The following is a 13,545-nucleotide window of genomic DNA, read 5'->3' as shown; positions in this document are numbered from 1 at the left end:
AAGAGGACCGAAGCGGCCCCCCGTGGGCTACTTCGGCCGCCCCGAAACCGCCTCATACGCCTCGATGAGCTCCCGCGACCGCTTCACGTCGTCCGAGATGGCCTCGAGGAGGGCCTCGATCGAGTCGAACTTCGCCTGCCCGCGGACGAAGGCGAGGAAGTCCACGGCGACGTGCAGACCGTAGAGGTCGAGGCCGACGCGGTCGATGGCGTACGCCTCGACAGTGCGTTCCGTGCCGTCGAACTGCGGGTTCGTGCCGACGGAGATCGCGGCGGGCATCGCCTCGCCCTGGGCGTGCAGCCAGCCCGCGTAGACGCCGTCCGCCGGGATGGCGGTGTGCGGCAGCGTCTCGACGTTGGCGGTCGGGAAACCGAGATCGCGGCCTCGCTGGGCGCCGCGGACGACGACGCCCTCGACGCGGTGCGGGCGGCCGAGGATCTCGGCGGCACCCTCGACGTCCCCCTCGGCGACGAGCCGGCGGGTCAGGGTGGAGGAGAAGGGCTCGCCTCCGCCGGCCTCACCGCTCACGAACAGGTCGACGACCTCGACCTCGTAGTCGTATGTGGTGCCGAGCTCGGCGAGGAACTCGACGTTGCCTGCGGCCTTGTGCCCGAAGCGGAAGTTGGGGCCCTCGACGACAACCTTCGCGTGCAGCTTGTCGACGAGGACCTTCACGACGAAGTCCGCGGGCGACAGCTTCGAGAACTCGGTGGTGAACGGGAGGATGAGCAGCGCGTCCACGCCGAGCTCGGCCATCAGTTCGGCACGCCGGTGGTGCGGGGCGAGCAGCGGGGGGTGGCTGCCGGGGCGTACGACCTCGCTGGGGTGCGGGTCGAACGTCACCACGACGGAGGGGACACCGAGCTCCCTCGCACGGTCCACCGCGCGCCCGATGATCAGCTGGTGCCCACGGTGCACACCGTCGTAGGAGCCGATGGTGACGACGCTGCGCCCCCAGTCCTGGGGGATGTCCTCCAAGCCACGCCAGCGCTGCACTGTGACCGCTCCTCGAACGTGTGTCCGTGATTCCGTGTTTCCGTAATTGCCTGATACGCAGATACGCAGGTCTAAGACTGCCATGCCGCTTCCCCGCGAGTCGCAGCGGTATGGGGAGCAGCCCCGGGCATGGCGTCCGACCACGGCATCAGGCACCGGCGAAGGCTCGGCTGAGGCCCAGCTGAGGCCCGCCGGGGCCCGGCCTCAGCCGAAGACCGCCAGGCTCTTCGCCTTGCCCTTCGACTCCTCCACCAGGGCCAGGAAGCGCCCCTCGGGATCGAAGACGGCGACCGTGCCGGAGCCCGCGTACTCGTCGGGCATCTCCAGTCGTACACCGTTCGTCAGCAGCCGTGCCCGCTTGGCGTCCACGTCCCAGCGCGGGAAAGCGGCCGCTGCGGCCTCCGCGATCGGCATGACGGTCAGCTCCTGCTGGAGCTGGTCGAGGGTCCTGGCCGCATCCAGCTTGTACGGGCCCACGCGGGTGCGGCGCAGCGCCGTCAGATGGCCGCCGACACCCAGGTCGGCGCCCAGGTCCCGGGCGAGGGCGCGGATGTACGTGCCCGAGGAGCACACCACCGAGACGACCAGGTCCAGGACCGGCGTACCGTCATCGGCGACCACGTCCCGGACGTCGTAGACCGCGAAGGACGACACGGTCACCGGGCGGGCCGGGATCTCGAAGTCCTCGCCCTCGCGGGCCCGCTTGTAGGACCGCTTGCCGTCGATCTTGATGGCGCTGACCTTCGACGGCACCTGCATGATGTCGCCGGTGAGCTTGGCGATCCCGGCGTCGATGGCGTCACGGGTCACTCCGGAGGCGTCGGTGGACGAGGTGATCTCGCCCTCGGCGTCGTCGGTGACCGTGTTCTGGCCGAGCCGGATCGTGCCGAGGTACTCCTTCTCGGTCAGCGCCAGATGACCGAGGAGCTTTGTCGCCTTCTCGACACCCAGGACGAGCACACCGGTCGCCATGGGGTCGAGCGTGCCCGCGTGGCCGACGCGGCGGGTCCTGGCGATCCCGCGCATCTTGGCCACGACGTCGTGCGAAGTGAAGCCCGACGGCTTGTCGACGATGACAAGGCCGTCGGGCGGGGTGTTCTTCTGGGTCATTCCGCGGCGTCGCCGTCCGTCTCGTCCTCGCCCGGCTTGCGGTACGGGTCCGCCTCACCGGCGTAGGCGGCTCCGGCCGAGGCCTCGCGCACCGCGGCGTCCGAGGCTCGTGCCTTGTCGAGCAGGTCGTCGATGGTCTTGGCGGTTTCCGGCAGGGCGTCCGCCACGAAGGTCAGGGTGGGCGTGAACTTCACGCCCGCCGCCCGGCCCACCTCGGAGCGGAGAACGCCCTTGGCGCTCTCCAGGCCCGCCGCGGCCGCCGCGCGCTCCTCGTCGTCCCCGTACACGGTGTAGAAGACGGTCGCCTCCCGCAGATCACCGGTGACCCGGGTGTCCGTGATGGTCACATGCGAACCGAGCCGCGGGTCCTTGATCCCGCGCTGCAGCTTCTGGGCCACCACCTCTCGGATGAGGTCCGCCAGCCTTTTCGCCCGCGCGTTGTCGGCCACTGGTCCGTCTCCCCTTTTTCCCTGGGATTGTCTTGCCATGTTCGGTCGGTCGTAGTCGACCATGTTTCGGTGGCCCACGACCGCTGTCCGCCGTCGTCGTCGGCCGTGTCAGGCCGTCGGCCGCGTTCAGTCGTCGTCGCCGTGGAGCCTGCGCCGCACCGAGAGCAGCTCCACCTCGGGCCGGCCCGCGACGAGACGCTCGCAGCGGTCCAGGACGTCGCTCAGGTGGCCCGCGTCCCCGGACACCATCGCCAGGCCGATTCCGGCCCTGCGATACAGGTCCAGGTGCTCGACCTCCGCCGCGCTCACCGGGTACTTCCGCTGGAGGTCGGCGACGATCGGGCGGACGATGGAGCGCTTCTCCTTGAGCGACCGTACGTCGCCGAGGAGCAGGTCGAAGGACAGAGTCCCCACATACATGTGTATCCGGATGTCCCGCCGGTACGGGTTCGACGGTCCCGCCAACCGCTTGGCGGGACGATCAGAACGGTACACGCAACGGCCGGGGCCGATCGACGGGAATTCCACCCGCCGACCGGCCCCGGCCTCCCCACAGCCTCAGAGGCGTGGGAGGTGCCGTCGGCCGAGCAACAGTGCTCAGCCGCGCGGCTTCTCGCGCATCTCGTACGTCGCGATGACGTCGTCGACCTTGATGTCGTTGAAGTTTCCGAGGTTGATACCACCCTCGAAGCCTTCGCGGATCTCGGTGACGTCGTCCTTGAAGCGACGCAGGCCCTCGATGGTGAGGTTCTCCGCGATGACCTTGCCATCGCGCAGCAGCCGGGCCTTGGTGTTCCGCTTGACCTCGCCGGAGCGGATGAGCACACCCGCGATGTTGCCCAGCTTGGACGAGCGGAAGACCTCGCGGATCTCCGCCGTACCGAGCTCGACCTCTTCGTACTCCGGCTTGAGCATGCCCTTGAGGGCCGCCTCGATCTCCTCGATCGCCTGGTAGATGACCGAGTAGTAGCGGACGTCCACGCCCTCGCGCTCGGCCATCTGCTGTGCACGCCCGGCGGCGCGCACGTTGAAGCCGATCACGATGGCGTCCGAGCCCATCGCCAGGTCGATGTCCGACTCCGTGACCGCACCGACGCCGCGGTGCAGGACGCGGATGTCGACCTCTTCGCCGACGTCGAGCTGGAGCAGCGAGGACTCGAGAGCCTCCACCGAACCGGACGCGTCGCCCTTGATGATGAGGTTGAGCTGCTGGATCTCGCCGGCCTTGAGCACCTTGTCCAGGTCCTCGAGGGAGACGCGGCGCACCCGCTTGGCGAACGCGGCGTTGCGCTCGCGGGCGGCACGCTTCTCGGCGATCTGGCGGGCCGTGCGGTCCTCGTCGACGACGATGAAGTTGTCGCCGGCGCCCGGGACGTTGGTCAGACCCAGGACCTGGACCGGGGTGGACGGACCGGCCTCGTCGAGCGTGTTGCCCTGGTCGTCGTACATGGCACGCACGCGGCCGTACGCGTCCCCGACCACCATCGTCTCGCCGACCCGCAGGGTGCCTCGCTGGACGAGGACCGTCGCGGTGGCGCCGCGGCCGCGGTCGAGGCGGGCCTCGATCGCGATGCCCTGTGCGTCCTGCTCGGGGTTGGCCCGCAGGTCGAGCGAGGCGTCCGCGGTGAGGACGACGGCCTCCAAGAGGCTGTCGATGTGCAGACCCTGCTTGGCGGAGATGTCGACGAACATGGTGTCGCCGCCGTACTCCTCGGCCACCAGGCCGAACTCGGTCAGCTGACCGCGCACCTTGGTTGGGTCCGCGCCCTCGACGTCGATCTTGTTGACCGCGACCACGATCGGCACGTCGGCCGCCTTGGCGTGGTTCAGCGCCTCGATCGTCTGGGGCATCACACCGTCGTTGGCCGCCACCACGAGGATCGCGATGTCGGTCGACTTGGCACCACGGGCACGCATGGCGGTGAACGCCTCGTGACCCGGGGTGTCGATGAAGGTGATCTTCCGCTCTTCGCCGTTGACGTCGGTCGCGACCTGGTAGGCACCGATGTGCTGCGTGATGCCGCCGGCCTCGCCCGCGATGACGTTCGTCTTGCGGATGGCGTCGAGCAGTCGGGTCTTACCGTGGTCGACGTGACCCATGACGGTCACCACCGGCGGACGCGAGACGAGGTTCTCCTCGCCGCCCTCGTCCTCGCCGAACTCCAGGTCGAAGGACTCGAGCAGCTCGCGGTCCTCCTCCTCGGGGCTGACGATCTGGACGGTGTAGTTCATCTCGTCGGCGAGCAGCTGCAGCGTGTCGTCCGAGACCGACTGGGTCGCGGTGACCATCTCGCCGAGGTTCATCATGACCGCGACGAGCGACGCCGGGTTGGCGTTGATCTTCTCGGCGAAGTCGGTGAGGGACGCACCGCGCGACAGGCGAACGGTCTCGCCGTTGCCGCGAGGCAGCATCACGCCGCCGACCGACGGGGCCTGCATGGCCTCGTACTCCTGGCGCCTCTGCCGCTTCGACTTACGGCCACGACGCGCCGGACCGCCGGGACGGCCGAACGCACCCTGCGTGCCACCACGGCCACCCGGACCGCCGGGACGACCGCCGAATCCGGGACGGCCACCGCCGCCACCGAAGCCGCCACCGCCGCCGGGGGCACCGCCGCCGGGACGACCGGCGAAACCGCCGCCGCCACCGGGACGACCGCCGCCGCCGGGACCCGCGGGACGACCCGCGAAGCCGCCGCCGGGACGACCGGCACCGCCACCAGGACGACCGGCGCCACCGGGACCACGGCCGCCGCCACCAGGGCCGCCGCCGGGACGCGGGCCCGCAGCGGGACGCTGCGGCATCATGCCGGGGTTCGGACGGTTACCACCGGGACCGCCGGGACCGCCGCCGGGGCGGGGCGCCTGCGGACGCGGCATGCCGCCCGGAGTCGGGCGGGAACCGCCCTGGCCCTGCGGACGGGGACCGCCCTGACCTGCGCCCTGCGGACGCGGGCCACCGGGCGCACCGGCACCGCCGGGACGCGGAGCGCCGCCGGGACGGGGCGTCTGCGGGCGCGCCATGCCGGTGGAGCCACCAGAGGTGAAGGGGTTGTTACCCGGACGCGGACCGGCCGGACGGGCGCCGGGACGCGGCGCCTGACCACCCGGACGCGGCGCGCCGGGGCGCTCACCACGGTCGCCACGGCCCTGACCCGGAGCGGCCGGACGGCCACCCGGCTTCGGGGCACCGGGACGGGCGCCGGGACGCGGACCCGCCGACGGGGCGGCAGGAGCGGACGGCGGCGCGGTGAACTCCGGCGTGGCCGGGGCCGCGGGTGCGGGCTTGGGGGCCGGCTTGGGACCCGGCACCGGACGGGGGCCCGGGGCCGGCGCGGGCGCCGCGGGCTTCTCGGCCGCGGCGGGCTTGGGCGCCGGCGGCTTGGGGGCAGCCGGACGAGCCGCCTGCGCCGGAGAGGGCGCGGCGGGCCTGGCGGGCGCCTGCTTACGGGGGGCACCGGGCTTCGCGGCGGACTTGCCGGAGCCGTTGCCCTGCTGGAAAGCGTCAGTCAGTTTGCGTACTACGGGCGCCTCGATCGTCGAGGACGCCGAACGGACGAATTCACCGAGTTCCTGGAGCTTGGCCATGACGACCTTGCTCTCAACCCCGAACTCCTTGGCGAGCTCGTATACCCGGACCTTAGCCACTTCGCTCCTTTTAGGTCCGGGTTACGCCGGACCGTCGCTACTTCATGGGCGTACTCATCGCGTGCTCATCGAGTGCTCATCGCAATCTCGACCTACTTCCAACTCGCGGGGTACCTGGGCCGCACGGGGGTTCCGTACGGCGCTTCTTACGGTGTTGCCTGCTCAGCAACTGTCTTCGACGGCCTGGCGCAAGCCCGCCGTGTCGAGCGGTCCCCGGGCACGGAAGGCCCGGACGAACGCCCGGCGGCGGACCGCCAGATCGAGACAGACCAGGGCGGGGTGCACGTACGCACCCCGGCCGGGCAGCGTACCGCGAAGATCGGGGACGCACTCGCCCTCGATCACCACGATGCGCAGCAGATCGCTCTTGGCCGCTCGCTCCCGGCACCCCACACAGGTGCGCTCAGGGCATGCGCGGGCTTGCGTCCGGCCAGACACGGTTAAGTCTACCTCCCCGTACCGACCTCACCCCTTTGGGGCAGAAATCGAACGGCTGTCGTCTTGATCTCAGCGGCCTTCGGCGTGATCCCGTCGAAGGCCGCTGTCGGTTCCTGTCAGTCCTGCTGGGGGGCCTGTTCGGTGTCCGGACGGATGTCGATCCGCCACCCGGTCAGCCGCGCCGCGAGACGGGCATTCTGCCCCTCCTTGCCGATCGCCAGCGACAGCTGGTAGTCCGGAACGGTGACGCGCGCGGAGCGGGCCGCGAGGTCGACGACCTCGACCTTGGAGACCCGGGCCGGGGAGAGCGCGTTGGCGACCATCTCCGCCGGGTCGTCCGACCAGTCGACGATGTCGATCTTCTCGCCGTTCAGCTCGGCCATGACACTGCGCACGCGGCCACCCATAGGGCCGATGCAGGCGCCCTTGGCGTTCAGCCCCGAGCGGGTGGACCGCACGGCGATCTTGGTGCGGTGGCCGGCCTCGCGGGCGATCGCGGCGATCTCGACGGAGCCGTCGGCGATCTCCGGTACCTCCAGCGCGAAGAGCTTCTTCACCAGGTTCGGGTGCGTACGCGAGAGGGTCACCGAGGGGCCGCGGACGCCCTTGGCCACCCGTACGACGTACGAGCGCAGGCGCGTGCCGTGCTGGTACTCCTCGCCCGGCACCTGCTCCTGCACGGGCAGGATCGCCTCGAGCTTGCCGATGTCCACCAGGACGTTCTTCGGGTCGCGGCCCTGCTGGACCACACCGGTGACGATGTCGCCCTCGCGGCCCGCGTACTCGCCGAGCGTCGCGTCGTCCTGGGCGTCGCGCAGCCGCTGCAGGATCACCTGCTTGGCCGTCGTCGCGGCGATCCGGCCGAAGCCGGACGGGGTGTCGTCGAACTCGCGGGGCTCCTGGCCCTCCTCGAGGTCCTCGGGGTCTTCCTTCGCCCACACCGTCACATGGCCGGTCTCCCGGTTGAGCTCCACGCGCGCGTGGCGGCGGCTTCCCTCGGTGCGGTGGTAGGCGATGAGGAGGGCCGCCTCGATCGCCTCGACCAGCAGGGAGAAGGAGATCTCCTTCTCCCTCACCAGACCCCGCAGGGCACTCATGTCGATGTCCACGGCTACGCCTCCTCTGCGTTCTCGATGTCCTCGGCGGACTTGCTCTTGCGGCTGAACTCGATCTCCACGCGCGCCTTGGCGATGTCCGTGAAGGCGAGCCTGCGCGAGGTGGCCTTGCGGCCCTTCACTCCGGGTACCTCGAGGTCCAGGCCCTCGTCGTCCACCTTCAGGATCCGGGCGACCAGTTCGCCGCCGCCGGCGTCCGGCGTCAGCCAGAACCTCGCCAGGCGGTCGGTGGCACGGACGAAGTGGCGGTGCTCCTTCAGCGGGCGCTCGGCGCCCGGGGAACCGACCTCGAGGGTGTACTCGCCCTCGCCCATCGCGTCCGTCTCGTCGAGCTTCTCCGAGAGCGCCCGGCTCACCTCGGCGATCTCGTCCAGATCGACACCCTCGTCGGAGTCGATGACGACCCTCAGCACCCGCTTGCGCCCGACCGAGGCCACTTCGATCTCTTCGAGATCCAGGTCCTTGGAGCTGACGAGCGGTTCCAGTAGTTCTCGCAGCCTCTCGCTCTGGGTGGTGCTCATCCGGGTGACTCCTCGGCCGCGTGTGCTGTTGTGGGTGGGTCGTGTGACAGGTCAAAGGGTATCCGGTCCCGGAGGGTGTTGCCGTCCACCGGTCCGGCCGTCCGTGCGCCACCCGAAGGGACGCCCCCGGAGGCGAACCGGCCCACAGGTGACGGGCCGCTGGCGCGGGCCGGGGCGGTCCGACGGTACGGTGATCAAGGCCTCTCGGCCGCTTGTTCCCCTAAGCGGCGCCGGGGAAGTACCTGCACTTCCCTGGGGTCGCTCAGCTGTCCGCTCGTACGAAACCCGCGAGGACGTCTGTCGTGTCGTTCCCCCTGCCGTCGCGTGCGCGGCGTACCCCTGACGGGCCGTCGAGGCCTCGTCGAAGGAGCGTTCTCGCCGGTGCGGCCGTCGCCGGTGCCGGGCTGCTCGCGGGCTGCTCCGGCGGTGGTTCGGGCAGCGGATCCGTCGGCACCCCCGCGAGGCGGCCGTCCGCCGTGGAGCTGGCACGCGCGCGTGCGGCGAGCGACAGCGCCGGGCTTGTCGCGCGGTACGACGCCGTGATCGCGGCGCATCCCGCGCTGGCGGAGCGGGTGGGCGCGTTGCGGGAGGAGGTGGTGCGGCATGTGGAGGCGTTCGGGGGCGAGGTGGCGGCTGCCGGGGCTTCGGGTGCCGCTTCGGGATCCGGGGCGGCGGCGTCGGCTGCGCCGTCTGCCGCCCCTTCGGCCCCGGCTGCCCCTTCGGCATCGGGTTCTGCCTCTGCTTCGGCCGGTGGGAGTGGTGGGTTCGACGTGCCATCGGACAAGAAGGGCGCGCTTGCCTTTCTCGCCTCCGCCGAGCGTTCCCTGGCGGACCGGCGCGGCGCAGCACTGCTCGAAGTGCCCGGCGAGCTGGCCCGGCTGCTCGCCTCTGTCGCGGCGGCGGGTGCCGCGCACGCGTATCTGCTGACGGAGGGTGACTGATGAGCGGGTCCGACGACGGCGAGGGCCGGAAGTCGAAGAGTGACGGCGACAGCGCCGTGCTGAAGGCCGTGCAGGCGGCGCTCGGCGCGGAGCATGCCGCCGTGTACGCCTACGGGGTCGTCGGCGGCAGAATCGGCGAGGGCCGACAGGACGAGGCCCGGGCGGCGTACGACGCCCATCGCGCCCGACGCGACGAACTCGCCCGCACTGTACGGGACTTGGGCGGAGAACCGGAGCCCGCGGCCGCGGCCTACGCGCTGCCCTTCGCGGTGCGGGACGCGGCGGCGGCCGCGCGGCTCGCGGCCGAACTGGAGGATCGGGTCGCCGGGGTGTATTCCGATCTCGTACGGGCAGCCGAGGGCAGTCGGCGGCGGATGGCCGCGGACGCACTGCGGGAAGCGGCGGTGCGGGCGGTGCGGTGGCGGGGCGGCAGCGTAGCCTTCCCTGGTCTCGCCGAGCGGTCCGGTACGCCTTCCGCTTCGGCGACGCCGAGCCCGTAAGGCGTCGCCGGCCGAGTGCGTCCGACGCGCCGTACGCGTACGGCGGCACAACCGCAGAAGCGCCACGTCACCGCAGACGTACCGGCCCGAACGGCCCGACTGGGAAGGAATCATCCGCGCATGGCTTTCGAACCGCCCCAGCGCCTCGTGAGAGCACTCGGCGAGACGCTGCACGACGGGGACGACGGAGCCCGCGCCTGGCTGGAGAAGCTGCCGGAGCTGGCCGAGGCGGCCGTGTCCCGGCGGAAGTTGACCGTCGAGCGGGTGCTCGTGCCCGGTGGGCGCAGCAGCCTCGTCGTCCTGGTGCGTCTGCCGGACGGCCTGCCCGCCGTACTCAAGCTGGCGCCGCGGCGTGCGCGGCCCGGGAGTGAGCGCGCCGCGCTGGCCTGCTGGGGCGGGCGGGGCGCCGTGCAGTTGCTGGACGCGCCGGGCGAGGGCGTGGGGACCGGCGGCGGGGAGAACGGCGGGGGCAGCGGCGGTGACGGGGTGCTGCTGCTGGAGCGGCTGCACCCCGATGTGTCGCTGCGGTCCCTGCCCGAGGCGAAGTCGCTGCTGGAGGCCGCAGGGACGTTGCGGCGGCTGTGGGTGGAGCCGCCCCCGGGTCACCGCTTCGAGACGGTGGCCGAGCGGACCGGTCGGCAGGCCGTGGCGATGCGGGCCGGCGCGGACGCCGATCCCGACGTGGCGCCCCTGGTCGACGCGGCCCTGGCGGCGCGCGACGATCTGCTGGCAACGGCGCCCGAACACAAGCTGCTGCACGGGACGTTCCGGCAGAGCAAGGTACTGGCGGGCGACCGCATGCCGTGGCTCGCCGTCGGACCGGATCCGGTGGTGGGCGAGTGCGCCTTCGATCTGGCGCGGCTTGTGCGGGACCGGGTCGAGGACCTCATCGCGTCACCGTCGGGCGCGGCGACGACCCGCCGCCGCGTAAAGCGCCTGGCCGACTCGCTGGACGTGGACATGGAGCGGCTGCGCGGCTGGACGCTCTTCCGCGCGGTGGAGTCGGGCGTACGGGCCCGGCGCGTCGGCCGCGTGCAGGACTCGGAGCTGCTGCTGGAGTTCGCGGGCTGGCTCTAGCCGCCATGACACAGCCCCGGCGCCGACTGGTGTCCCACACGGCTCAGCGATGACCGGCCGCGAGCCGTGCGCATACCTCGGTGGCCAGCTTGTCGGCGTCGTCGAGCGCGGCGGCGAGCGTGTCCGGCGTGGTGCCGAGCGCGGAGAACAGTGCATGGGCCCGCTGGGCGAACCCAGCCGGGGCGACGGCGAGTTGTCCCGCGGCCTGCACCGCCCCCTTCTCGTTGAGCACCCAACACCTGTCGTGAGCATGGAGGGCCTGCACGAGGACCCCGACCGCACGGAACAGGCAGCCGGCGACATAGAAGGCGTCGCCGCGAGCCGCACCCTTGCGGGCGCCGGCCAGGATGAACGGCGCCTCCCATCGCGCGTTGGCGATGAGCGCTTCGCGCAGGGGCTGCGGATAGCTGCGCGTCTGCCGGTGCAGGGCCTCCAGCTCACCGCTGGGATCGGCGAGGATGCGTCCCAGGGCCACCTCACCGACGTAGGCGTGGGAATACACGCCCAACGGATGGCCGGGCTGGACGCCTATCTCGAACTGCCCGGCCTGGCACTGCTGCCAGATCCGGTGCACCCGGTCCAGATCGCGGTAGATCCAGTCGACGTGGTGGCCGTCGACGGTCAGCCAAGCCCCGCCGTCCACCCACGGTCCCCAGCCGCCCGGCTCGGTCACGTCGACCGACTCGCCGGTCAGCTCGGCCGCGATCACGCGCAGGGCATCGGTGTCCAGCGGCGGCCGGTAGTACAGGCCCAGGTCGTAGTCCGAGTCAGGACGATGCGCGCCCCTCGCCCGGCTGCCTCCCAGACACACCCCGACAACGCCGCTGACGTCGGTCAAACGATCCGTGATCTCCACCAGGCGGTCCACAGCCCGGATTCTGCAGTGCCAGGCCACCTTGGCGCGACCGGATTTACCCGAGGACGCCGTGCGCCGCGCCGGCCCCCGGGATGAACACGCTGTGGCTCATCCGCTCATCCGCTCATCCCGGGAGGGCGGCAGGACGGCTACGCCGTCAGCCGGGCGATCGCCTCTTCGACGGTCATCTCCTCGCGCTCACCCGTACGCCGGTCCTTGAGCTCTAGGACGCCCTCGGCCGAGCGCCGTCCGGCCACCAGGATGTGCGGTACGCCGATGAGCTCCGCGTCGGTGAACTTCACGCCGGGCGAGACGCCGGCCCGGTCGTCCACCAGCACGCGGACGCCCGCGGCGCCCAGCTTCTCGGAGACGTCGAGAGCCAGCTCCGTCTGGAGCGCCTTGCCCGCGGCCACCACATGGACGTCGGCGGGCGCGACCTCGCGCGACCAGCACAGGCCCTGATCGTCCGCGGTCTGCTCGGCGAGCGCCGCCACGGCACGGGAGACGCCGATGCCGTACGAGCCCATGGTGACGCGGACCGGCTTGCCGTTCTGGCCGAGCACGTCGAGCTGGAAGGTGTCCGCGTACTTGCGGCCGAGCTGGAAGATATGGCCGATCTCGATCGCGCGGTCCAGCTTCAGGCCGGTGCCGCACTTCGGGCAGGGGTCGCCCTCCTCGACGACGACCACGTCCAGGTAGTCGTCCACCTCGAAGTCGCGGCCGCAGACGACGTTCTTCGCGTGCTTGTCCTGCTTGTTGGCACCGGTGATCCACGACGTGCCGGGGGCGACGCGGGGGTCGGCGATGTAGCGGACCTTGCCGAGGCCCTGCGGGCCGACGTAGCCGCGTACGAGGTCGTCGCGGCCCTCGAAGTCCTCCGCCGTGACCAGCTCGACGACCGCCGGGGCCAGGTGCTCGCCGAGCTTGCCGAGGTCGACTTCGCGGTCACCGGGCACGCCGACCGCCACGATCTCGCCGTCCACCTTGACCAGCAGGTTCTTGAGGGTCGCGGATGCCGGGACACCCAGGTGCTCGGCGAGCGTCTCGATGGTCGGGGTGTCGGGGGTGTCCAGCTCCTCGATCGCCGGGTGCTCGCCGCCCTCGACCGGCGTGAGCGCGAAGGTCACGGCCTCCGTGTTCGCCGCGTAGTCGCAGGCCGGGCAGTCCACGAAGGTGTCCTCGCCCGCGGCCGCCGGGGCCAGGAACTCCTCCGACGCCGAGCCGCCCATGGCGCCGGAGACCGCGGACACGATGCGGTAGTCCAGGCCCAGACGCTCGAAGATGCGCTGGTAGGCCTCGCGGTGCAGGCGGTACGACTCCGCCAGACCCTCGTCCGTGGTGTCGAAGGAGTACGAGTCCTTCATCTGGAACTCGCGGCCGCGCAGGATGCCCGACCGCGGACGGGCCTCGTCGCGGTACTTCGTCTGGATCTGGTACAGCATCACCGGCAGGTCCTTGTACGACGCCACCTGGTCCTTCACGACGAGCGTGAAGATCTCCTCGTGGGTCGGCCCGAGCAGGTACTCACCGCCCTTGCGGTCCTTCAGCCGGAACAGCAGGTCGCCGTACTCCTCCCAGCGGGCCGACGCCTCGTACGGCTCCTTGGGCAGCAGAGCGGGGAGCAGGACCTCCTGGGCGCCGATCGCGTCCATCTCCTCGCGCACGACGCGCGAGATGTTGTCCAGGACCTTCTTACCGAGCGGGAGCCAGGTCCAGATGCCCGCCGAGTTGCGGCGCACGTACCCGGCGCGGACCAGCAGCTTGTGGCTGAGCGTCTCGGCGTCCGCCGGGTCGTCGCGCAGTGTCTTGACCATCAACCGGGACATGCGCTGGACCTGGGCCATGATTCTTAACTCCTGCTACGTAAGGGTGATGGCTAGGAGGTTAGCCCTGC

13 protein-coding genes are annotated in these 13,545 nt (G+C 71.3%); 3 read left to right on the top strand and 10 right to left on the bottom strand.

Annotated features, from left to right (window positions below; translation table 11 throughout):
• Nucleotides 1-27: 27 nt before the first annotated feature.
• The 8 genes from H1D24_RS03345 to rimP form a co-directional block, all read right to left on the bottom strand.
• Nucleotides 28-996 carry a bifunctional riboflavin kinase/FAD synthetase gene (locus tag H1D24_RS03345; RefSeq protein WP_181655786.1) on the bottom strand — a complete coding sequence of 323 codons (969 nt, stop codon included), beginning with the start codon at nt 994-996 and terminating at the stop codon, nt 28-30.
• Nucleotides 997-1,200: 204 nt separating this feature from the next.
• Nucleotides 1,201-2,106, bottom strand: coding sequence for a tRNA pseudouridine(55) synthase TruB (gene truB, locus H1D24_RS03340; protein ID WP_181655785.1), 906 nt, complete (start codon nt 2,104-2,106; stop codon nt 1,201-1,203).
• Nucleotides 2,103-2,555, bottom strand: coding sequence for a 30S ribosome-binding factor RbfA (gene rbfA / locus H1D24_RS03335; RefSeq protein WP_181655784.1), 453 nt, complete (start codon nt 2,553-2,555; stop codon nt 2,103-2,105). Before rbfA ends, truB begins: the two co-directional genes overlap by 4 nt.
• A gap of 126 nt (nt 2,556-2,681) precedes the next feature.
• A complete protein-coding gene (locus H1D24_RS03330; protein WP_181655783.1) occupies nt 2,682-2,975 on the bottom strand; it encodes a DUF503 domain-containing protein in 294 nt (97 codons plus the stop codon).
• Between the two features lie 177 nt (nt 2,976-3,152).
• Nucleotides 3,153-6,203, bottom strand: coding sequence for a translation initiation factor IF-2 (gene infB / locus H1D24_RS43470; RefSeq protein WP_181655782.1), 3,051 nt, complete (start codon nt 6,201-6,203; stop codon nt 3,153-3,155).
• A gap of 162 nt (nt 6,204-6,365) precedes the next feature.
• Nucleotides 6,366-6,641 (bottom strand): YlxR family protein, encoded by a 276-nt coding sequence (locus tag H1D24_RS03320; protein WP_181655781.1) that lies wholly within the window; start codon nt 6,639-6,641, stop codon nt 6,366-6,368.
• 116 nt (nt 6,642-6,757) lie between these two features.
• Nucleotides 6,758-7,750, bottom strand: coding sequence for a transcription termination factor NusA (nusA, locus tag H1D24_RS03315; RefSeq protein ID WP_181655780.1), 993 nt, complete (start codon nt 7,748-7,750; stop codon nt 6,758-6,760).
• A gap of 2 nt (nt 7,751-7,752) precedes the next feature.
• Nucleotides 7,753-8,277 (bottom strand): ribosome maturation factor RimP, encoded by a 525-nt coding sequence (gene rimP / locus H1D24_RS03310; RefSeq protein WP_181655779.1) that lies wholly within the window; start codon nt 8,275-8,277, stop codon nt 7,753-7,755.
• Nucleotides 8,278-8,579: 302 nt separating this feature from the next.
• Here rimP and H1D24_RS03305 point away from each other — a divergent pair, with 302 nt between their 5' ends.
• From H1D24_RS03305 to H1D24_RS03295, 3 genes are all read left to right on the top strand, one after another.
• Nucleotides 8,580-9,218, top strand: coding sequence for a hypothetical protein (locus tag H1D24_RS03305; RefSeq protein ID WP_181655778.1), 639 nt, complete (start codon nt 8,580-8,582; stop codon nt 9,216-9,218).
• Nucleotides 9,218-9,718 (top strand): ferritin-like domain-containing protein, encoded by a 501-nt coding sequence (locus H1D24_RS03300; protein ID WP_181655777.1) that lies wholly within the window; start codon nt 9,218-9,220, stop codon nt 9,716-9,718. The genes H1D24_RS03305 and H1D24_RS03300 overlap by 1 nt, the downstream gene beginning before the upstream one ends.
• Nucleotides 9,719-9,838: 120 nt before the next feature.
• Complete coding sequence (locus H1D24_RS03295) at nt 9,839-10,795, top strand: aminoglycoside phosphotransferase family protein (RefSeq protein WP_181655776.1); 957 nt, start codon at nt 9,839-9,841, stop codon at nt 10,793-10,795.
• 43 nt (nt 10,796-10,838) lie between these two features.
• Here H1D24_RS03295 and H1D24_RS03290 read toward each other — a convergent pair whose 3' ends face one another.
• Both H1D24_RS03290 and H1D24_RS03285 read right to left on the bottom strand, forming a co-directional pair.
• Nucleotides 10,839-11,663, bottom strand: a complete 825-nt coding sequence (locus H1D24_RS03290) for a nucleotidyltransferase domain-containing protein (RefSeq protein ID WP_309484183.1) — start codon at nt 11,661-11,663, stop codon at nt 10,839-10,841.
• A 137-nt stretch (nt 11,664-11,800) separates the two neighbouring features.
• Nucleotides 11,801-13,495 carry a proline--tRNA ligase gene (locus H1D24_RS03285; RefSeq protein WP_181655775.1) on the bottom strand — a complete coding sequence of 565 codons (1,695 nt, stop codon included), beginning with the start codon at nt 13,493-13,495 and terminating at the stop codon, nt 11,801-11,803.
• Nucleotides 13,496-13,545 lie beyond the last annotated feature (50 nt).

This window comes from Streptomyces himalayensis subsp. himalayensis (assembly GCF_013778455.1).
Taxonomy (GTDB): Bacteria; Actinomycetota; Actinomycetes; order Streptomycetales; family Streptomycetaceae; genus Streptomyces; species Streptomyces himalayensis.
The sequence above is the reverse complement of the archived record's forward strand: the minus strand, read 5'-3'. Positions and strand labels throughout refer to the sequence as shown.